Source organism: Aureimonas psammosilenae (assembly GCF_009176975.1).
GTDB lineage: Bacteria > Pseudomonadota > Alphaproteobacteria > Rhizobiales > Rhizobiaceae > Plantimonas > Plantimonas psammosilenae.
This window is the reverse complement of record NZ_WEZG01000003.1, coordinates 54094-73516: the sequence shown is the minus strand read 5'-3', so window position 1 is coordinate 73516 and position 19423 is coordinate 54094. Positions and strand designations below refer to the sequence as shown.

Here is a 19423-nt window from a genome sequence, read left to right as displayed (position 1 = left end):
TCCGGGGAGAGTGTTTAGAGCCGGGGCCCCATTCACCGCAAGGCGCTATCGCATGACCGGACGGGGATGTGCCGGCGAAAGCACACTCCCGGATGCCGTCATGCGGATATGAATTATCGGGTCAGGCATAGAAGCGGTAGCTCTGCGCGATCTCGATCGCGAGTCGGTTGTGGGACGAAATGAAGTCGGTCAGGAATTCGTGGAGTCCCGTTTCCACGACTTCCTCCACCGTGCCTTTCTTCAGCGACTGTCGGATCTTCTCCGAAGTCTCGTGGCAGGAATGGAAGGCACCGTGGGTTTCGGCAAGGTAACCGAGGCTCTCGGCGATGCATTCGTAGCTATAGGCCAGCGAGCGCGGCATCCGTTTGTTGAAGATCAGGAAGTCGATGATGTCGATCGGGCGATATTCGGCATTGTAGACCCAGGTATAGGACCGATGGGCCGAAACGGAGCGCAGGATCGAGCCCCATTGGAGGTTGTCGAAGGACGATCCCACCGACGAATGCTCCGGTAGGAGCAGCCAGTATTTGACGTCGAGGATGCGGGCGGTGTTGTCCGCGCGCTCGATGAACGTGCCGAGGTTGCAGAAATCGAAGGTCTCGTTGCGCAGCATGGTGCCGTAGAAGGCGCCGCGCATGTTCGACGTGTGCTTCTTCACAAGCTCGAGGACCGCCGGCAACTCGCCATCCTTCAGGGGCCGCCCGAGGCGTCGCTTCAGGACGATCCAGCCCTCGTTCAACGATTCCCAGACGTCGCGCGTCAAGGCCGTGCGCACCATCCGGCCGTTGGTGCGGGCCGTTTCGATGGAGGACAGGATGCTGGAAGGATTGTCGAGATCGCTCAAGAGAAAGGCGATGATGTTCTGCGGCTCGAAGTCGGCGTATTTCGTCTTGAACAGGCTTTCGACGCCGGCGCTGGTGAGCACCGAATGCCATTCGTCGTTGTCGGAAGGAAGGTTGGTCAAAGACAGGCGCAAGCCGGCATCCATGAGCCGCGCCATGTTTTCGGCTCGCTCGATGTAGCGCTGCATCCAGAAAAGCCCTTGGGCGGTGCGTCCGAGAAGTGCCACCCGATCAGTCCTCCAGTACCCACGTATCCTTGGTGCCGCCGCCCTGGCTGGAATTTACCACCAGCGAGCCCTGTTTCAGCGCCACGCGGGTCAATCCACCGGGAATGATCTTCACCTGATCGGACACGAGCACGAAGGGGCGAAGATCGACGTGGCGCGGCGACAGGCCCTCGCCGGACAGGATGGGCACGGTGGAAAGCGCCAGGGTCGGCTGCGCGATGTAGTTGCCGGGCCGCTTCTTCAGCTTGGCGGCGAAGGCTTCGCGATCGGCCTTGGTGGAGGTCGGCCCCACCAGCATGCCGTAGCCGCCCGAGCCATGAACCTCCTTCACGACCAGTTCTTCCAGATGGGCGAGCACGTAGGCGAGACTCTCGGGCTCGGCGCATCGATGGGTCGGCACGTTGGCGAGCTTGGCCTTCTCGCCCGTGTAGAATTCCACGATGTCGGGCATGTAGGAATAAATCGCCTTGTCGTCGGCGATGCCGGTGCCCGGTGCGTTGGCGATCGTGATGCCGCCGTTGCGATAAACATCCATGATGCCGGGAACACCGAGCACGCTTTCGGGGCGGAAGGCGAGGGGGTCGAGAAAGGCGTCGTCGACGCGCCGGTAGAGAACGTCGATCGCCTTGTATCCGACGGTCGTACGCATCTGGATACGCCCGTCCACCAGCTTCAGGTCCTGTCCTTCCACCAGTTCCACGCCCATCTGGTCGGCCAGAAAGGCATGTTCATAGAAGGCAGAGTTGTGAACTCCCGGCGTCAGGACAGCGATCACCGGCGGTCCGTCGCAGGCCGGCGGCGCGACGCGCTCCAGCGAGCGGCGGAGGTGCTGCGGATAGGTTTCCACCGGCCGCACGCGGTTCTGGGCGAAGAGTTCGGGAAACATCTGCATCATCGTTTCCCGGTTCTCGATCATGTACGAGACCCCGGACGGCGTGCGGGCATTGTCTTCCAGCACATAGAACTCGTCCTCGTCCACTCGGACGAGGTCGATGCCGATGATATGCGTGTAGACGCCGCCCGGCGGCGAGAAGCCGACCATCTGCGGCAGGAAGGCCTCGTTGCCTTCGATGAGACTGCGTGGAACCTTGCCGGCGCGAACGATCTCCTGGTCGTGGTAGATGTCGTGCAGGAAAGCGTTCAGCGCCCGGACGCGCTGCTCGATCCCGTCCGCGAGCGTCGCCCATTCCCGGCCGGCGATGATGCGCGGCACGAGATCGAAGGGAATCAGTCGTTCCGCCGCTTCCGCCTCGCCGTAGACCGCGAAGGTGATGCCGGTTCGGCGAAAGAAGTTCTCCGCCTCGGCCGCTTTTTCAACCAACGTTTCCGGGTTCTGCACCTGAAACCAGCGGTGGAACCGATCGTAGGGCGAGCGCACGCCGTCGTCGGTCGAGAGCATCTCGTCAAATGGACTCACGCGCCGACTCCTTCGCAACCATCCAAGGAAGAGAATGCGGCGCGGTGCGGAAAATCAAGTCGCCTACGCATTGTTGACAGCGAACTGATGCGTCTATCCCTTGCGGCGATGGCGAAGCGTCACGCGCGTCCTTGCGCCACGACGGGAATGGGACGTAGATCAGGAAGGCGGTGGAGTGAGACTTGTGAGCAGGAGTCGGGGAGAGGATCTATCGCGACTTGACGACGCAGCGCGCGCCGGCTGGCTTTATTACGTCGCCGGCAACACGCAGGATCAGATCGCGACCAAACTCGGCATTTCGCGCCAGTCCGCGCAACGCCTTGTTTCCTTGTCGATCTCGGCCGGCCTCGTGAAGGTGCGAATCGATCATCCGATCGCCAATTGCCTCGAAGCCTCGACGGCTCTGCGCGAGCGTTTCGGCCTGAAATCCTGCATCGTCGTGCCGTCCGATCCCGATTCGAGTTCCACGACACTCGGCATCGCCGAAGCCTGCGCCGACGAGATGGAGCGGCGTCTGCTCCAGCTCGATCCAGCGATCATCGCCATCGGCAGCGGCCGTACGCTGAAGGCGGCCGTGGAGCGCCTTCCCGCCATGGATGCGAGCCAGCACCGGATCGTGTCGCTGGCGGGCAGCATCGCGCTGGATGGTTCGGCGTCCGTCTACAACACCATCTTCACCATGGCCGACGTGGTGCAGGCCCGCCATTATCCGCTTGCGCTGCCGGTGGTGATGGCGAGCCCCGAGGAAAAGCACCTTCTTCACGAACAGAAGGGTGTGCAAACCACGTTGCGGCTTGCCGCCGAGGCCGATGTCGCCTTTGTCGGTATCGGCGAACTCGGGCAGGGCGCGCCGCTCGTGGAAGACAGCTTCGTCACCCGCCAGGATTTGGAGGAACTCGAAGGGCTGGGTGCCGTCGGCGAGATCGTCGGCTGGGCTTTCGATGCCGAGGGCGCGATCATCGACTGCCGATATAACCAGCGTGTCGCCAGCGCTCCGATCCCGGATCGGCGGCGAACGGAAGTGATCGCCATCGCCATGGGGGCGTTCAAGCTGCCCGGTATCCGTGCCGCGATGGCCGGCGGATTGATCAACGGCCTCATCACGGACGAACTGACGGCCAAGCAACTTGCGTGATCCGTTCGCGGCGCGGCGCAGCTTGCGGATGCGTTGGTCGGCTAAGGGAGTGGAATTGCTGCGTCGCCGCATCGGAATCGTTTGACAAATCGAGACGCTCGGTGGGAATTTGCCCTCCGGCTGATCATTTGCTCATCAGCAGGGCTGGGAGGCTTTGGAATGACCATGAAGAAACTGGCGCTGGGCGCGTTGTCGCTTCTCGCCTTGACGGCTGGCGCACAGGCGCAGTCCACGACCCTGACCGTGGGTACGGTCAACAACAACGACATGATCGTGATGCAGAGCCTGACCGGCGAGTTCGAGAAGGCGCATCCCGATATCAAGCTGAACTGGGTCACGCTCGAAGAGAACGTGCTTCGCCAGCGCGTCACCACCGATATCGCCACCGGCGGCGGCCAGTTCGACGTGATGACCATCGGTACCTACGAGGTTCCGATCTGGTCGAAGCAGGCTTGGTTGACGCCCTTGGAAAGTCTCGGCGCCGACTACGATGCCGACGACCTCCTTCCGCCGATCCGCGCGGCCCTGTCGACGGACGGCAAGCTCTTCGCCGCGCCGTTCTACGCGGAAAGCGTGATGACCATGTACCGCAAGGATCTTCTCGAAAAGGCTGGTCTGACCATGCCGGAGAAGCCGACCTGGGACTTCATCGCCCAGGCCGCCGAGAAGATGACCGACAAGTCGGCCGGCGTTTACGGCATCTGCCTGCGCGGCAAGCCGGGCTGGGGCGAGAACATGGCCTTCCTCGGCAACATGGCGCGTGAGTTCGGCGCGAACTACTTCGACGCTTCGTGGAAGCCGCAGTTCGAAAGCGAAGGCTGGAAGAAGGCCGTCACCCTTTATGTCGACCTGATGACCAAGTACGGTCCTCCGGGCGCTGCGGCCAACGGCTTCAACGAGACCCTTTCGCTTTTCGGCCAGGGCAAGTGCGGCATGTGGATGGACGCGACCGTCGCGGCCTCCTTCGTGACGGACCCCAAGCAGAGCCAGGTTCCCGATAAGGTCGGCTTCGCTCCCGCCCCGTGCGGCATCGAGAACTGCCCGAACGGCGGCGCGAACTGGCTCTGGGCGTGGTCGCTGGCCGTCCCGGCGTCTTCGCAGAAGAAGGAAGCCGCCCAGACCTTCATCTCCTGGGCGACCTCGAAGGGCTATGCCGAACTCGTGGCCAAGGAAAAGGGTCTCGCCAACGTGCCTCCCGGCACGCGCACCTCGCTCTACAAGAACGAGGAGTACCTGAAGGCGGCTCCGTTCGCCGCTCAGACGCTGGCCTCGATCAACATGGCCGATCCGGCGGCGGGCCCCGACAAGCCCTATGTCGGCCTGCAGTTCGCCGCGATCCCCGAGTTCCAGGGTCTCGGCACGGCGGTCGGCCAGCAGATGGCCGGTGCCCTATCGGGTTCGGTGAAGGTCGAGCAGGCTTTGGCCGCCGCGCAGGCGCAGGCGACCCGCGAACTGACCCGCGCCGGCTACATCAAGTAAGACGCTTTCGCGTTCCGGTCGGCGCCGTTGGGCGCCGGCCGATCTTCCCTTAGCGGCGACCCACGACGCGCCCTTGCGCCCCGTGTCCCGCATCGCCCGGCCTTTCCAGCGTCGCGGTATCATCGCGATGCGCGAGGCCCCCGATATCCCCCGCTGGCCGATTGCGACGCGCGGCCGATAGCGCCCGGAACCGACATATGGCGACATTGCACACCAAATCCGCCGCCCGGGCCATGCTGGCGCCCTCGGTGATCGCGCTGTTCGTCTGGATGATCGTCCCGCTCGTCCTGACGCTCTATTTCTCGACCCTGCGCTACACCTATTACGATCCCGCCGCGCCCTTCGTCGGGTTCGAGAACTATTCCTACTTCCTGACCGACCCGCGCTTCATCAGCGCCTTCCAGAACACCCTGATCCTTGTGGCGGGGGTGCTCTGCATCACGGTCGGCGGCGGCATTCTGCTCGCCCTTCTTCTCGATCAGGAGTTCTTCGGCCAGGCGCCGGTGCGTCTTCTGGTGCTCGCCCCGTTTTTCGTGATGCCGACGGTCGCCGCCCTCGTCTGGAAGAACATGATGATGAACCCGGTGAACGGCGTCATCGGCTGGCTGCTCACCACGATCGGTCTCCAGCCGATCAACTGGCTCACCGACTATCCGCTTCTGTCGATCATCATCATCGTCGCCTGGATGTGGCTGCCCTTCGCCACCCTGATCCTTCTCACCTCGCTTCAGTCGCTGGCCGAGGACCAGAAGGAAGCAGCCGAGATGGACGGCGCGGGCGCTCTGTCGATCTTCTTCTACATCACGCTGCCGCACATGAAGCGTGCGATCACCGTGGTGATCCTCATCCAGACGATCTTCCTTCTGTCGGTCTACGCCGAGATCTTCGTGACCACCGGCGGCGGCACGTCCTCGTCCAACCTGCCGTTCCTGATCGCCTCGATCATCTCGCTGGAAGGCGACGTCGGCACGGCCTCGGCGGGCGGTATCGTCGCGGTGATCCTCGCCAACATCGTGTCGATCTTCCTTGTCCGCATCGTCGGCAAGAATCTGGAGGCCTGAACCCATGGCGCGCGCAGCCACTCCGACACGCAAGATCTTCTTCACTGTTCTCGCCTGGTTCGTCGGCTTCCTGATCTTCTTCCCGATCCTCTGGACCGTTCTGACCTCGTTCAAGTCCGAACTCGACGCGATCTCGATCCCGCCGAAGTTCCTGTTCTTCAACTGGACCACCGAGAACTACGCCGCGATTCAGGAACAGCGCGACTACTTCGCGTTCCTGATGAATTCGATCTACCTGTCGCTCGGCTCGACGCTTCTGGCGCTGATCTTCGCGATCCCCGCGGCCTGGGCCATGGCTTTCTCGCCGACCAAGCGCACCAAGGACGTGCTTCTCTGGATGCTGTCCACGAAGATGATGCCGGCGGTGGGCGCGCTCGTGCCCATCACCATCCTGTTCCGCAATACCGGCCTTCTCGACAGCCGGTTCGGGCTCATCGTCATCCTGTTCCTGATCAACCTGCCGATCGTGGTGTGGATGCTCTACACCTACTTCAAGGAGATCCCCGGCGAGATCCTCGAAGCGGCCCGCATGGACGGTGCCAATCTTCGGCAGGAGCTGTTCCGGGTTCTGGCGCCGATGGCGATTCCCGGCATCGCTTCCACCATTCTTCTCAACGTCATCCTGGCCTGGAACGAGGCCTTCTGGACGCTGCTGCTGACCACCACGAACGCAGCGCCCTTGTCGGCCTTCATCGCCTCGTTCTCCAGCCCGCAAGGCAATTTCTACGCCAAGCTTTCGGCCGCCTCGACGCTTGCCATCGCGCCCATCCTGATTATCGGATGGTTCTCACAAAAGCAGCTCGTGCGGGGTCTGACCTTCGGCGCCGTCAAGTAAAGGGAGGATTCGTCCATGGCATCGATCACTCTGCGCAACGTTCAAAAGCGTTTCGGCGACGCCGTGATCATCCCGGGGCTCGATCTGGAGATCGGGGACGGGGAGTTCGTGGTGTTCGTCGGCCCGTCGGGCTGCGGCAAGTCCACGCTTCTGCGCCTCATCGCCGGGCTTGAGGACACCTCGGGCGGCACGATCTCGATCGACGGCCGCGAGGTCACGCACGTGCCGCCGGCAGGGCGCGGCCTTGCCATGGTGTTCCAGTCCTACGCGCTCTATCCGCACATGACGGTGGGCGCCAATATCGGCTTTCCCTTGAAGATGGCGGGCGAGTCCAAGGACGCCATCGACAAGAAGGTGCGCGCGGCCGCCGCCACCCTGAACCTCACCGACTATCTTCAGCGCAAACCGCGCGAGCTTTCGGGCGGCCAGCGCCAGCGCGTCGCCATCGGCCGCGCCATCGTGCGCAGCCCCAAGGGCTTCCTGTTCGACGAGCCCCTGTCGAACCTCGACGCCGCGCTGCGCGTCAACATGCGGCTCGAGATTTCCGAGCTTCACGCGCAGCTCAAGACCACGATGATCTACGTCACGCACGATCAGGTCGAGGCGATGACCATGGCCGACAAGATCGTGGTTCTGAACCGGGGCAATATCGAGCAGGTCGGCTCGCCGCTGGAACTCTACACCAACCCCAAGAACCTCTTCGTGGCCGGCTTCATCGGCTCGCCGAAGATGAACTTCCTGTCCGGCCAACTGGCGCAGAAGCACGGGGCCAACACGATCGGCATCCGGCCCGAGCATCTGGCGCTATCGAAGGATGGCGGCGAGTTCCGGGGCGTGGCGGGCGTGTCCGAGCATCTGGGCTCCGACACCTTCGTCCACGTCAAGCTCGACAACGGCGAGCAGGTCACCGCGCGAGGCCTCGGCGACTACCGCGTCAGCCACGGCGAACCCGTCTACCTGACGCCCGAACCCAACCGTATTCACCGCTTCGATGGGACTGGCCTCGCCGTCGCGGCCTGAAGCGGAGTTATCGCGATCGGAAAAGGGCGGAGCGCGAAAGCCTCCGCCCTTTTCGCGTTTCAGCCGATGCTTTTCAACGATGCATGGACGGCGTCGATAATGCGGTCCTGCGTCGCCTCGTCCAGATAAGCGTGCATCGGAAGGCTCACGACGTCGCCGGAAAGCTCGTCGGTGACGGCGAGCCGGCCGCCAGCGGCGGGGAAGTCGCGATAGGCCGTCTGCTGGTGCAGGGGCTTGGCGTAGTAGATCACCGTCGGAACGCCGCGCTCCTTCATGGCTGCCATGAAGGCGTCACGCCGGCCGTCGGAGACACGCACCGTATATTGCGCCCAGGTCGAGACCATGCCGTTCGGCAGCACCTGGGGTGTGACGACCTGCGACAGCGCGTCCGAATAACGCCGCGCGATCCGCATCCGCGACTCGATCTCTTCTGGAAAGATGCCGAGCTTCTCGATCACCACCGCCGCCTGGAGCGTGTCCATACGCGCATTCATACCGATGCGGACGTTGTCGTAGCGGTCGGTGCCGGAGCCATGCACGCGCAGCGACCGCATGACGGCGGCGAGTTCCGCGTCGTTCGTCTGCACCGCGCCGCCGTCGCCATAACAGCCGAGGGGCTTCGCTGGATAGAAGCTCGTGGCGACGACATCCGCCCAGGCGCCGGCCATCCGGCCGTCGATCGTCGCGCCATAACCTTGCGCGGCGTCCGAGATCAGCTTCAGGCCGTGCTCGTCGGCGACCGTGCGCAAACTCGGATAGTCCGCTGCCTGCCCGAAGAGATCCACGGCGATGATGCAGCGCGGCCGCAGGCGCCCGGCCTGTTTCACCTCGTCGATCGCGAGCCGCAGATTGTCCGGGTCGATGTTGAAGCTGTGGGGGAGGCAATCGACGAAGATCGGCGTCGCGCCGAGCATCGCCACGACCTCGGCCGTCGCCGCGAAGGTGAAGCTCGGCACGAAAACCGCGTCGCCCGAGCGGATGCCCCATGCGGCCAGCGGCAGGAGCAGGGCGTCGGTGCCCGATGCGCAGGACAGCGTTTCCGACATGCCACCGAAGGCGGAAAGGGCGGCTTCCAGTTCGGCCACATCCGGCCCCATGATGAAGGCGCCGGTATCCAGAATGCGCTTGAACCGCGCCTCGATCTTGTCCCGAACCCGGTCGCGCTGCTGGGCGAGGTCGATGAAGGCGATCGGTTGCGACATGATGGGTCCCGAGGAAAGACGCGATGTTTTCCGGCTAACCCGGACGGTCTCGAATTCAAAGACGCTATCGTGCGACCGAACGTCAAGAATTGTCGCAGAGGCCATGCCGGCCGTGAGATGGCCTGCCGCTTGACGCCGCACGACCGGGAGGGCACCAAGCCGCCAAACGGAGAATCCACCATGAACTTCGCGACCTATCCGAGCCTTCGCGACCTATCGGTGATCGTGACGGGCGGGGCCTACGGCATTGGCGCCGAGATCGTGCGCGCCTTCGCCGAACAGGGCGCCATGGTCGGTTTCGTGGATATCGACACGACGCGCGGCGAGGCGCTCGCAGCGGAACTCTCCGGTTCCGCCACCGTGCGGTTCGAGCCTTGCGACCTGCGCGACATCGATGCCCTGAAGACGGCCGTCGCACGTCTCGAAGCGGCGCACGGTCCGGCGCTCGTTCTCGTCAACAACGCGGCCCGCGACGACCGGCATGGCTGGGAAAGCGTCACGCCCGAATATTACGACGAGCGCATCGCCACGAACCTGCGCCATATGTTCTTCGCGACGCAGGCCGTCGCGCCCGGCATGATCGCGGCGGGCAGGGGCTCGATCGTCAATATCGGGTCGAACTCCTGGTGGGAGGCGGGCGGCGGCATGCCGGTCTACACCACCGCCAAGGCCGCCGTTCACGGCATGACCCGTTCCTTCGCCCGCGACCTCGGCCCTCACCGTATCCGTGTGAACACCGTGGTTCCCGGCTGGATCATGACGGAGCGCCAGAAGGAGCTGTGGGTGACGCCGGAGAAGATGGCCAAGCACTTGGAGCGCCAGTGCCTGCCGGACCCGATCGAGCCGGTCTTCGTCGTGCGTATGGTGCTGTTCCTCGCGTCCGACGATTCGGCGATGTGCACCGCCAACAACTACATGGTCGAGGGCGGCTCGATCTGAGGATCTAGCCGAGTTTGCGTCCGGAGCCGATGTCGAGTTCGTAGACGATGTGGCGCTCGGAAAAGCCGGCGAGTTCGTAGAGGGCTCGCATCGGCGCGTTGGATGTCGCCGTGCGGCCGACGATGCGGGTAAAGCCTTCCGCTTCGCAATGGGCAAGAACAGCTCGCAGCAACGAGACCGCCGCCGCCGGCCCGGCCTTCGGGCCGTCCACGTAGAAGGAGCGGAAGTCGGCATAAAGGTCGTCGGTGATGAAGTTGCGACGGGATGCGACCCAGGCCCAGCCGCAGACCGCGCCGTCCTTCTCGATCACCTTCGTCCAGTCGTCGCGGTACTTCACCAGTTTGCCCAGCTTCTTGCGGTAATGGTCGAGGTCCGTCACCGCTTCATCGGCGAAGGAGCGCGTGGCGATCTCGACCTCGAACCGCGCCACGGCGTCGATATCCTGCGTTTCCAGGTTCCTGATGACGAAGGTCTTCGCTTCGCCCGCTGCCTTGCTCATTCCCGACCCGTCCGCCTTGCCGCCGCTCACGCCGACGCATATAGCATCGCGCGACAAGCCTAGCCCATCCGGGCGGATCGTTCGAAACGGCGAGGCGCCATGAGAATCCGGCAGGTCCTTGCGGACATGCGCAACTGCGAAAACGTGATCGAGGACGAGGTCAAACTCCTCGAGGCGGGTATCGCGGCCGCCAAATCGGTGGGCGCGACGATCATCGGCGAGCATGCGCAGCGCTACGTGCCGCACGGTGTGACGCTGATCCTGTTTCTGGCCGAAAGTCACATCATGCTGACGACCTGGCCCGAATATCGCATGGTTCTCGCCGATATCCTGCTCTGCAATCCGGAGATGGACGAGAACCGCGCCATCGACGAGATCGCCCGACGCCTTTGCCCGAACGGCGTGGTGGAGCGCTCCTATGTGACCCGCCACATCGAGCCCTTGGCGGTGTGAGCGAGAAGCCGACGTTCTGGCGCTTTCTGCCGGACGAAGCCGCGCCGGATGCGGACGTTCTTCGCCGCGCTGCCGGGAAAGGGCAAGGGCACTTTGCCCGGTCCTTGAGGGACGCTCGCCAGAGGCTCGGCGTGCAGCGGGCCGCAGCGCTTCTTCGATCCATGGAAGTGGATGGCGACCTTCCGGGACGTCCCCTCAGAGTTCTCGTCGCCAGCGCGTTCCAGCCACGCGTGGTCGAGGACGCCCTGCGCGTGTCCTTCGCCATTGCCGGCTTCACCGTCGATTTCGTATCTCTCGACGGCATCTCCGCGCTCGAAGCCATGCTCGCAACGCCCGCGGAGGACCCGGACATGCGGGTGGATATGGCTTTGATGCCGATGTTCGCCAACTCCATCGACCTCGCCCTGCCGCTTGGCGGTCGTCTGGCCTCGCACCTGCGCGCGCCGGTTCTTGCCGTGGTCCTGGCTGAGGACGAGGGACCGAGCGTGGTCGCGCCCACCGGGGTCGAACTGATGCGCGTCGTTACGGTGGGGCCGGCGACGGACGAGCGCTTCGTCCGCACTTTCGGCACGATGCCGAGTGCCGAAGCGGTGGACAGGCTGTCCGAAGAAGCTGCGGGTTTCGCGGCGAGATTGAAGGGAACAGCGCCGAAGCTCGTCGTCACCGATCTCGACGGCACGCTCTGGTCTGGAACGCTCGGGGAAGACGGCGTGGAGGGCATCTCGCTCCATGCCGCCTATGCCGAAGCTTTGAAGGGCTTTCGCGAGCAGGGCATCCTCTTGGCGCTTGCGAGCCGCAACGATCTCACGGACGTGGAAGCGATCTTCGCCGACCACCCAGACTGGCCCCTGCAACTCAGCGATTTCGCCACCATTGCGGTCGGGTGGGAAACGAAGGACGAACTCGTCGCGCGATGCCTCGCGACGCTGAACCTCTCATCTGCTCATGCCGTCGTGATCGACGATGATAGCGTGAACTGCGCGCGTTTGGCCGAGCGGTTCCCCGAAGCCGATATCCGCCTTTTCGCGGAAGATCGGCCAAACCGATTCGCCGCCATGCTTCGCGCTGAGCCGCTGTTGAAACAGACTGGCGGTGCTTCATCGCAGCGCGCGGAACACTATCGCCGGCGCGAGGCGGTGGAGCGGCTTCGGGAGGAAGCGGATGATGTCGGCGACTTCCTGCGCCGGCTCGGAACGCATCTCACCGTCGAGCCGCTGGTCCCTTCCTTGTTTCCGCGCGCGGCGGAACTGGCAAGCCGCGTCAATCAGTTCGCGCTGACGGATTTCCGACCGAACTCTCTCGAACTTGCGGCGCGCAACTCTCCCTTCGATTTCATGGTTCGTTTGGACGACGCTTTCGGCGCTCACGGCCTTGTCGGCCTCGTCCTGGCGCATCGACGGGAGAGCGATCTGGTGCTCGACAATCTGCTCTTGAGTTGCCGAGCTCTCGGCCGAGGCGTCGAGGATGCGATGCTGGCCGCTCTCGCGCAACTCGCATCGGAGGAGGGCTGCGACCGGTTGCTGATCACCGTCGCCGAACTGTCACGCAACGAACCTGCCCGCCGATGGTTCTCGGCTATGTCGGCTAACGCGAATACTGAAACGGTCGCACTTCAACTTCCAGCAGGCCAACCGAAGCATCCAGAGGCTGTGAGGCTGACATGGAACAGGAGAGTGAAATGACGGTGGCCGCTGCTGATTCCGAAGATGGGCTGATGGCCTGCGACGCGGTGGTCGGCAAGATCATCGGCGTGGTTTCTGAGGTCATCGGCGTTCCGCGATCGGAATTGAGCCTCGACACGCGCGCGTCCGATCTGGAGGCTTGGGACAGTTTCGCCCATGTGCGGATCGTGCTCGCCGTGGATCAGGCCTTCGGCGTCCATCTTTCCATGGAAGCGATCGAGCGCGCCGATGGCATCGCCGGGCTCGTGGAGGCCGTGGAAGACGCGAAGGCTGGGGTGTGATCAGTCCTTGACGATCCCTTCGCGGCGAAAGGTCTTCTCGCCGCAATGGGGGCAGCCCGAGGCTTTCAGCGCTTCCACCGTCTCGAATTTCTGGCTTATCCCGACGATGACAGGCTGCTTGCAGGACAGGCATCGATAGCGCCGGAGCCGGGGCCGGACTTCTCCCGTATAGATCGGCCGCAGAAAGCGCTCTTCGGCACCTATGGTCAAAGTCTCGTTTGTCGTTCGCAGATCGATGAACTGGCCGACCGAGCCAAGGATGGACGCCCCCGCATAGCGATTGAAGGACGGGCGGATGCGCGTCGCGGCGAGCCCGAGTTCGGTCAGGCGACGCATCAGCGCCAACTGGTCGCCGGGGGCGAGGTCGGCATAGGACAGAAAGCCCGGCAGGCCGGTTTCGCGACGCACCGCTTCCAGCCCGCGCCGCACGAAAAGCTCCATACCGTCGAGCGTGTAGGGCGGGTCCGTTTCGAACACGTCGAACCGTCCGACAAGCGCCGGAGGCAGCGGATCGCGCAGGTCCTGGGCGACGATCTCGACCGGCGAGGCAAGGTCGCGCGCGGCTTGGCCCAGTTGATCGCAGCGCGCTTCGTCCAGTTCGAAGACGGTGATCGCGCGCGGCCTTGCCCCAAGCGCCGAGCCGACGAGCCAGAGCGCCACCGACATCGAGTCGTCGTCGCCCATAATAGCGATGCGACGACCTTCGACCCCGCCCGCATCGACCATGGCGTGAGCGCGCTTGAGCGCCGTTTCGGGCGTGCACGGCGCTTGATCGAGCGTGACATCCACGGCCGGGCCGGCTGCGACATGCGCTTCCATCGCCGGCATGAGGTCTCGAAGAAGGTCGGGAAGATCGCTGTTTGCGATGCTCGCTGAAGCGGGTGTCGCGACGGGTGCGCCCAGGCCGAGTTCCGTTTCGCAGTAGGTGCGGCCGGCCTCGGTCAGGCGCAAGCCGCCGCCTCGCTCCAACATTCCGGCAGTTTCCAGTTCGCGGCGCACCGCGCCCGCGACGGGCAAGGGCAGGCGCACGATGCGGGCGAGATCGCGAAGGGGAAGAGGCCCGGATTTCAGGACGGCTCGCAGAACCTGCACCACGCCATCCGGTCCCTCGCGCAGCGACGTCGCCTCGGCGATCCGCGCGGCAAGCGTTTTATCGGCGGGAATGGTTTGGTTCTCGGTCGTGTCCATGGCGGCTTCTATCGCGCCGGAGGCCGGCGATCCACCATCCGTCCTCGCTCGTCGCTGCGGTCCGGATAGGATATCAGCGGAAGGAAACGATTGCTGGAAGGGGTGGATGATGGCGATGCATGAGCGCCTGCGGGATTTTGATTATCCCGCCTTCTTCGTGGATCAGTACGGCGTGCTGCACGATGGGCATCGCCCTTATAACGGTGCGGCGGACAGTCTCCTTCGGCTGAAGCAAGCCGGGCGAACGGTGGTGCTTCTCAGCAATTCCGGAAGGTCGGGCGATTACAACGCCGCGCGGGTCGAACGGCTCGGCATCCCGCGCGCGGCTTACGACCATTTCGTCACGTCCGGGGATGTCGCCCTGTCGCTGCTTCGAACCGGGGGCATTCCCGTGGCGATGAGCGGAAGTTTGCGCTGCCTCACCGTTTCGAGCCCCGGCGACCGAAGCTTCGCCGAAGCGGCAGGGCTTGCGGAAACGCTCAACGGCGGCGAGGCGGGACTGGTGCTGATCGGCGGCAGCCAGGGCGATCGCACTGCGCTGGACGAGTATCGCCGAATCTTGGAACCGGCTGCCCGCCGAAAGGTGCCGGCAGTCTGCACGAACCCGGATAAGGTGATGCTGACCGGCAATGGCGGCACGGCGTTCGGCGCGGGCCGAATCGCCGAACTCTACGAAGAGCTTGGCGGCACCGTCACCTGGGTAGGCAAGCCGTTTCCAGCGATCTACGCCCACGCGGCAGAGCTTGCCGGCGTCCAGCCGTTTGAACTGGTTTGCATCGGCGACAGCGTCGAACACGATGTGGCGGGCGCGAAACGGTTCGGCGCCAGTGCCGCGCTGGTGCGCACGGGCATCCACGCCGATCTCTCCGAGGCGGAACTGGAAAGCCTGATCGAGGCGGAAGGGCATCGACCCGACCACATCCTCGCGTCCATCGCGTGGTGAAAGGAAAGGGCGACCGGAACACCGATCGCCCGATAGGAGCCGTTTTCCTCAGGCGAGCGCGTCGGTGACATCGCGCACGATGGAAACGAGTCCATCGGCATTCCAGGCGGAGCGGCCGATGAACAGGCCGTCGATGCCCGGACGCGTCGCCAGATCCACAGCGTTCTGCGGGTTCACGCTGCCGCCGTAGAGAAGCGACAGGTCCCGGCCGAGCGAGGACTGGAACAGGTGTTTGATCTCGCCGTGCTTTTCTTCCACGAAAGCCGGCTCGGCGGGTGTTCCGCGCGTGCCGATCGACCAGACGGGCTCGTACGCGACAACCACCGTCGCTCCGCTCTGCGACCAGTCGATCCGGGACAGCGCGATCTCCGTCTGGCGCTTCAGCACTTCACCCGTGCGGCCCGCATCGAACTCGTCGCGCGTGTCGCCGATGCAGATCAGGGCGACGAGGCCGTGCTTCACGGCGGCGGCGGCCTTCAGCGACACTGTCTCATCCGTTTCGCCGAACATTTCGCGACGCTCGGAATGCCCGATCAGCGCAATGCGGGCACCGGCATCCTTCGCCTGGACGGGGGACACTTCACCCGTGAACTGGCCCTCGTCCTCCCAGTGGATATTCTGGGCACCGACCAGAACCTTCGTATTCTTCAGCGCCTCGGCCACCCGCGAGATGGCCGGAAAAGAGGGGATCGCGAAGAGCTGCACATTATCGCTGACGGCGAAGTCCGATCCGGAAAGGATGCGCGTGAACTCGTCGGCCTCCGCGAAGGTCTTGTTCATCTTCCAGTTCGTGCCGATCCAGGGCTTCTTCGCCATGATCCGTTTTTCCTCCGTTCGTTCGCGCGCGAGAAATCGGCGCGCGCTGCCCATATGCGCTCAACGCACCTAGACTTCGACCGATTCGTACGCCACCGCAACCGATTGCCGATTTCGTCGGTTTCCGATGCCTTCGCGTTGCCCAGCTATCCGAATGGACGCCCGATACGGACCATGCCGGCAGCCCGATATTTTGCAGGGTGAGAAGAAATTCGCATCCGATCGGCGGCATCGGCATGGCGTCGGTTCGCGCCGATGGTCATATCGCCTGTCGCAGCAGAAGAAGGGACTCACACCATGCGCATCATCATCGGCGGAGACGGCGCCGGACAGCCGCTCGTGAAGGCGGTGGCCGAGCATCTGAAGGCCAAGGGCGTCGAGTTCGAGGATGCCAGCGCCGGCGAGAACATGAAGGACGAGCGCTACGCCACGACATCGGAGCGCGTCGCTCAAGGGATCGTGGAAGGCCGCTTCGAACGCGGTATCCTTTGCTGCGGCACCGGCATCGGCGTCTGCATCTCGGCCAACAAGGTGCCGGGCATCCGCGCCGCGCTGACCCACGATACCTATTCGGCCGAGCGCGCGGCCAAGAGCAACAATGCCCAGATCATCACCATGGGCGCCCGCGTGATCGGCACGGAACTCGCCAAGGCCATCGTCGACAAGTACCTTGAGTCGGATTTCGATCCGCAAAGCTCGTCCGGCCCGAATGTCGAGGCGATCGACGCTCTCGACCGGAAATATCACTCGGCCTGAGCCGAGCCATCCGTCAAGCCAGCCGCGAGAATTTGTGCGGCTGGCCATTTCCTCAAAGCCGAGGACTGCACCCACCGATAACGCAGCTTGACATTTTTCTCCTCCAGTGAAAATTTTAGCTGGTGGATGGTCGAACCCGTTGGGAGACGGATCGACCGGGAGGAGACGATGCTGGTGGAAGCATCCAAGAACCGCGAAGGAGAGGAGGCCAGTCTCGCCGCCCGCGCGGCTTGGCTGTATTTCTCCAGCGGCATGACGCAGGCAGAAGTCGCCAAGCGTCTCGGCATCACCAGCCTCAAGGCGCATCGGTTGATCGCTCGCGCCAATCGCGATGGGCTGGTGCGCATCTTCGTGGATGCCGAAGTGTCCGAATGCCTGGAACTGGAGGATCGGCTCGCCGCGAGTTTCGGGCTCGAATTCTGCCGGGTCTGCCCGGATCTCGACGAGGCCGTCGATCTGCCCTTGAAGGCGCTCAGCCTCGGCGGTGCTTCCTTTCTGAAGAATGAGATCGAGCGCGGCCAATACGATGTCATCGGGATCGGCTACGGCCGAACGCTGGCGGCGGCGGTCGCGGCTCTCCCGCAGGTCGCGGCGCCGGACCTGCGCTTCGTTTCGGTTCTTGGCGGTTTCACGCGTCGCTTCGCCGCCAACCCTTATGATGTGATCCACAAGCTCGCCGAGCGTACGGGCGCGGAAGCCTTCCAGATACCGCTGCCGACCTTCGCGAACACGCCGGAGGACAAGGCTGTTCTTCTGGCGCAACCGGGGATCGACGGCGTCTACGAGATGGCCTGCTCGGCCAAGCTCGTCTTCGTCGGTGTCGGGGACGTGTCGCGCGACAGTTTCTTCTGGGGAAGTGGCCTCGTCGGCGAGCCTGAATTGGCGCTTCTGGAGGAAGAAGGGGCGGTCGGCGAGATGCTCGGCCACTTCTTCGACGCCAAGGGCCGGGTCGTGGCGCGTGAATTCAGCCGGCGTGCCTTATCGCCGGCCATCGAGAACTTGAAAGATGCCAGGGTCGTCGCTCTCGCTGGAGGAGCGAAAAAGACGGCGGCCCTGGAGGCGCTCCTTCGGAGCGGCTTCCTGAACGGCCTAATCGTGGATGAGGCGACCGCGAAGGTTCTCGCGGCACGGGCAGGGGACTGAACGGGAAGAGCTACGCAACACATGGGCCGGCATGTGCCCTCGATCCGGCCAGGGAGGAACTGGGGATGACGGACAAGACCAAGGATCTCATCGATGCCTTCGTGCGCGGCCAGCTCGGTCGCCGCGAATTCCTGTCGCGCTCCGCGCGGCTTGGGGCGGGAGCGGCCTTGACAACGGGCCTTCTCGGCTCGGCCGCGAGCCGCGCCATCGCGCAGGACGCGGATATCGACTGGCAGAAGCATAAAGGAACGAGCATCAAGCTCCTCCTCAACAAGCACCCGTATGCCGACGCGATGATCGCCAATCTCGAGGCGTTCAAGACGATGACCGGCATGGACGTCACCTATGACGTGTTTCCGGAAGACGTTTATTTCGACAAGGTCACGGCGGCTTTGTCTTCCGGCTCGTCGGAATACGATGCCTTCATGACCGGCGCCTACCAGACGTGGAGCTACGGCCCGGCCGGCTGGGTGGTGGACCTCAACGAGTACATCAAGGACTCCACCAAGACCTCGGCGAAATGGGCTTGGGACGACGTTCTGCCGAACCTTCGGGCATCCACGGCGTGGTCGGGCGTTCCGGGCGAAGCGCTCGGCAGCGGCGCGGCCAAGCAATGGGCGCTGCCCTGGGCTTTCGAGTTGAACTCTGTCAGCTACAACAAGCGCTTGTTCGACCAGATGGGCGTCACGCCGCCCGAAAATCTGGAGGATCTGGCGGCCAAGGCCGAGAAGATCACCAAGGACGGCAAGGTCTACGGCGTCGGCGTGCGCGGTTCGCGCTCCTGGGCGACGATCCATCCGGGCTTCCTGTCGGGCTACGTCAATTTCGGCGCGAACGACTTCACCGTGCAGGATGGCGTCTTGAAGGCGGCCATGAACAGCGCCGAGGCCAAGCAGTTCACCTCGCAATGGGTGAAGATGATCCAGACGTCGGGCCCGAAGAACTGGTCGACCTATACATGGTATCAGGTCGGCAACGACCTTGGGGCCGGTGCTTCGGCGATGATCTTCGACGCCGACATTCTCGGTTACTTCCAGAACAACGGCGACACGAAGGAAAAGGGCAATATCGGCTTTCATCCGTTCAAGGCGAATCCGGCGGCAAGCCAGCCGACGCCGAACGTCTGGATCTGGTCGCTCGCCATGTCGACCTATTCCAAGAACAAAGATGCTGCCTGGTATTTCCTCCAATGGGCGACCTCGAAGGAACACGATCTCTTCGGCGCGACCAAGATGGACATGGTCAACCCGGTGCGTAACTCGGTTTGGGAGAACGAGGACTTCAAGGGGCGGATGACGCAGAATGCCGGCTATGTCGAGCAGTTCCAGGCTTCCGCCCCGGGCGCGAAGATCTACTTCACGCCGCAACCCCTCTTCTTCGACGTGACCACCGAATGGGCGGCGACGCTCCAGCGCATGGTCGCCAACGAAGTGCCCGTGGACGAAGGCCTCGACCAGCTCGTGGAATCGATCAACGGCCAGTTGCAGAGCGCCGGTCTCCAGTAA

19 protein-coding genes are annotated in these 19423 nt (G+C 63.8%); 13 read left to right on the top strand and 6 right to left on the bottom strand.

Going from position 1 to position 19423, the window contains the following annotated elements; all coding sequences use genetic code 11:
• Positions 1–121: 121 nt before the first annotated feature.
• Both F9929_RS07070 and F9929_RS07065 read right to left on the bottom strand, forming a co-directional pair.
• A complete protein-coding gene (locus tag F9929_RS07070; RefSeq protein WP_235919124.1) occupies positions 122–1030 on the bottom strand; it encodes an alpha-E domain-containing protein in 909 nt (302 codons plus the stop codon).
• 43 nt (positions 1031–1073) lie between these two features.
• Complete coding sequence (locus F9929_RS07065; protein WP_152046180.1) at positions 1074–2468, bottom strand: circularly permuted type 2 ATP-grasp protein; 1395 nt, start codon at positions 2466–2468, stop codon at positions 1074–1076.
• A 202-nt stretch (positions 2469–2670) separates the two neighbouring features.
• Between F9929_RS07065 and F9929_RS07060 the strand changes: the two genes are divergently transcribed.
• The 5 genes from F9929_RS07060 to F9929_RS07040 all read left to right on the top strand — a co-directional run bounded on the left by F9929_RS07060 (position 2671) and on the right by F9929_RS07040 (position 8016).
• On the top strand, positions 2671–3621 hold the full coding sequence (locus F9929_RS07060) for a sugar-binding transcriptional regulator (RefSeq protein ID WP_152045859.1): 951 nt from the start codon (positions 2671–2673) through the stop codon (positions 3619–3621).
• Positions 3622–3780: 159 nt separating this feature from the next.
• Positions 3781–5100: an ABC transporter substrate-binding protein gene (locus tag F9929_RS07055; RefSeq protein WP_152045858.1), complete on the top strand. Its 1320-nt coding sequence runs from the start codon at positions 3781–3783 to the stop codon at positions 5098–5100.
• 197 nt (positions 5101–5297) lie between these two features.
• Positions 5298–6161 carry a carbohydrate ABC transporter permease gene (locus F9929_RS07050; RefSeq protein WP_152045857.1) on the top strand — a complete coding sequence of 288 codons (864 nt, stop codon included), beginning with the start codon at positions 5298–5300 and terminating at the stop codon, positions 6159–6161.
• A 4-nt stretch (positions 6162–6165) separates the two neighbouring features.
• Positions 6166–6996, top strand: coding sequence for a carbohydrate ABC transporter permease (locus tag F9929_RS07045; protein WP_152045856.1), 831 nt, complete (start codon positions 6166–6168; stop codon positions 6994–6996).
• A 15-nt stretch (positions 6997–7011) separates the two neighbouring features.
• The gene (locus tag F9929_RS07040; RefSeq protein ID WP_152045855.1) at positions 7012–8016 is read left to right on the top strand and encodes an ABC transporter ATP-binding protein; all 1005 of its coding nucleotides are present in this window, start codon (positions 7012–7014) and stop codon (positions 8014–8016) included.
• Between the two features lie 59 nt (positions 8017–8075).
• Here F9929_RS07040 and F9929_RS07035 read toward each other — a convergent pair whose 3' ends face one another.
• Positions 8076–9218 (bottom strand): DegT/DnrJ/EryC1/StrS family aminotransferase, encoded by a 1143-nt coding sequence (locus tag F9929_RS07035; protein WP_152045854.1) that lies wholly within the window; start codon positions 9216–9218, stop codon positions 8076–8078.
• Between the two features lie 180 nt (positions 9219–9398).
• On the opposite strand from F9929_RS07035, the gene F9929_RS07030 reads away from it, so the two are divergent.
• Positions 9399–10157 (top strand): SDR family NAD(P)-dependent oxidoreductase, encoded by a 759-nt coding sequence (locus F9929_RS07030; RefSeq protein ID WP_152045853.1) that lies wholly within the window; start codon positions 9399–9401, stop codon positions 10155–10157.
• A 4-nt stretch (positions 10158–10161) separates the two neighbouring features.
• Here F9929_RS07030 and F9929_RS07025 read toward each other — a convergent pair whose 3' ends face one another.
• On the bottom strand, positions 10162–10656 hold the full coding sequence (locus F9929_RS07025; protein WP_152045852.1) for a GNAT family N-acetyltransferase: 495 nt from the start codon (positions 10654–10656) through the stop codon (positions 10162–10164).
• A 99-nt stretch (positions 10657–10755) separates the two neighbouring features.
• On the opposite strand from F9929_RS07025, the gene F9929_RS07020 reads away from it, so the two are divergent.
• Genes F9929_RS07020 through F9929_RS07010 form a run of 3 tightly spaced genes read left to right on the top strand, consistent with a single transcriptional unit; the run spans position 10756 to position 13072 of the window.
• Entirely contained in the window at positions 10756–11109 is a 354-nt protein-coding gene (locus F9929_RS07020) for an S-adenosylmethionine decarboxylase family protein (RefSeq protein WP_152045851.1), read from the top strand.
• Positions 11106–12791, top strand: coding sequence for an HAD-IIIC family phosphatase (locus tag F9929_RS07015; protein ID WP_152045850.1), 1686 nt, complete (start codon positions 11106–11108; stop codon positions 12789–12791). Before F9929_RS07020 ends, F9929_RS07015 begins: the two co-directional genes overlap by 4 nt.
• On the top strand, positions 12788–13072 hold the full coding sequence (locus tag F9929_RS07010) for an acyl carrier protein (RefSeq protein WP_193227641.1): 285 nt from the start codon (positions 12788–12790) through the stop codon (positions 13070–13072). The genes F9929_RS07015 and F9929_RS07010 overlap by 4 nt, the downstream gene beginning before the upstream one ends.
• Here the strand turns inward: F9929_RS07010 and F9929_RS07005 are convergent, their stop codons facing one another.
• Positions 13073–14260: a bis-aminopropyl spermidine synthase family protein gene (locus F9929_RS07005; protein ID WP_152045848.1), complete on the bottom strand. Its 1188-nt coding sequence runs from the start codon at positions 14258–14260 to the stop codon at positions 13073–13075. It lies immediately after the preceding gene.
• 106 nt (positions 14261–14366) lie between these two features.
• On the opposite strand from F9929_RS07005, the gene F9929_RS07000 reads away from it, so the two are divergent.
• Positions 14367–15203: a TIGR01459 family HAD-type hydrolase gene (locus F9929_RS07000; protein ID WP_152045847.1), complete on the top strand. Its 837-nt coding sequence runs from the start codon at positions 14367–14369 to the stop codon at positions 15201–15203.
• 48 nt (positions 15204–15251) lie between these two features.
• Here F9929_RS07000 and F9929_RS06995 read toward each other — a convergent pair whose 3' ends face one another.
• A complete protein-coding gene (locus tag F9929_RS06995; RefSeq protein ID WP_152045846.1) occupies positions 15252–16019 on the bottom strand; it encodes a triose-phosphate isomerase in 768 nt (255 codons plus the stop codon).
• A gap of 297 nt (positions 16020–16316) precedes the next feature.
• Here F9929_RS06995 and derI point away from each other — a divergent pair, with 297 nt between their 5' ends.
• The 3 genes from derI (at position 16317) to F9929_RS06980 (ending at position 19423) form a co-directional block, all read left to right on the top strand.
• Entirely contained in the window at positions 16317–16775 is a 459-nt protein-coding gene (gene derI / locus F9929_RS06990) for a D-erythrulose-4-phosphate isomerase (protein WP_152045845.1), read from the top strand.
• A gap of 168 nt (positions 16776–16943) precedes the next feature.
• Positions 16944–17918, top strand: coding sequence for a sugar-binding transcriptional regulator (locus F9929_RS06985; RefSeq protein WP_235919096.1), 975 nt, complete (start codon positions 16944–16946; stop codon positions 17916–17918).
• A gap of 65 nt (positions 17919–17983) precedes the next feature.
• A complete protein-coding gene (locus F9929_RS06980; RefSeq protein WP_152045844.1) occupies positions 17984–19423 on the top strand; it encodes an ABC transporter substrate-binding protein in 1440 nt (479 codons plus the stop codon).

Bases quoted from the DNA above. Each gene is read 5' to 3' on its own strand.
- F9929_RS07070 (WP_235919124.1), bottom strand. From the start codon at position 1,030: ATGCAGCGCTACATCGAGCGAGCCGAAAACATGGCGCGGCTCATGGAT.
- F9929_RS07065 (WP_152046180.1), bottom strand. From the start codon at position 2,468: ATGCTCTCGACCGACGACGGCGTGCGCTCGCCCTACGATCGGTTCCAC.
- F9929_RS07055 (WP_152045858.1), top strand. From the start codon at position 3,781: ATGACCATGAAGAAACTGGCGCTGGGCGCGTTGTCGCTTCTCGCCTTG.
- F9929_RS07050 (WP_152045857.1), top strand. From the start codon at position 5,298: ATGGCGACATTGCACACCAAATCCGCCGCCCGGGCCATGCTGGCGCCC.
- F9929_RS07045 (WP_152045856.1), top strand. From the start codon at position 6,166: ATGGCGCGCGCAGCCACTCCGACACGCAAGATCTTCTTCACTGTTCTC.
- F9929_RS07040 (WP_152045855.1), top strand. From the start codon at position 7,012: ATGGCATCGATCACTCTGCGCAACGTTCAAAAGCGTTTCGGCGACGCC.
- F9929_RS07035 (WP_152045854.1), bottom strand. From the start codon at position 9,218: ATGTCGCAACCGATCGCCTTCATCGACCTCGCCCAGCAGCGCGACCGG.
- F9929_RS07030 (WP_152045853.1), top strand. From the start codon at position 9,399: ATGAACTTCGCGACCTATCCGAGCCTTCGCGACCTATCGGTGATCGTG.
- F9929_RS07025 (WP_152045852.1), bottom strand. From the start codon at position 10,656: ATGAGCAAGGCAGCGGGCGAAGCGAAGACCTTCGTCATCAGGAACCTG.
- F9929_RS07020 (WP_152045851.1), top strand. From the start codon at position 10,756: ATGAGAATCCGGCAGGTCCTTGCGGACATGCGCAACTGCGAAAACGTG.
- F9929_RS07010 (WP_193227641.1), top strand. From the start codon at position 12,788: ATGACGGTGGCCGCTGCTGATTCCGAAGATGGGCTGATGGCCTGCGAC.
- F9929_RS07005 (WP_152045848.1), bottom strand. From the start codon at position 14,260: ATGGACACGACCGAGAACCAAACCATTCCCGCCGATAAAACGCTTGCC.
- F9929_RS07000 (WP_152045847.1), top strand. From the start codon at position 14,367: ATGATGGCGATGCATGAGCGCCTGCGGGATTTTGATTATCCCGCCTTC.
- F9929_RS06995 (WP_152045846.1), bottom strand. From the start codon at position 16,019: ATGGCGAAGAAGCCCTGGATCGGCACGAACTGGAAGATGAACAAGACC.
- derI (WP_152045845.1), top strand. From the start codon at position 16,317: ATGCGCATCATCATCGGCGGAGACGGCGCCGGACAGCCGCTCGTGAAG.
- F9929_RS06985 (WP_235919096.1), top strand. From the start codon at position 16,944: ATGCTGGTGGAAGCATCCAAGAACCGCGAAGGAGAGGAGGCCAGTCTC.
- F9929_RS06980 (WP_152045844.1), top strand. From the start codon at position 17,984: ATGACGGACAAGACCAAGGATCTCATCGATGCCTTCGTGCGCGGCCAG.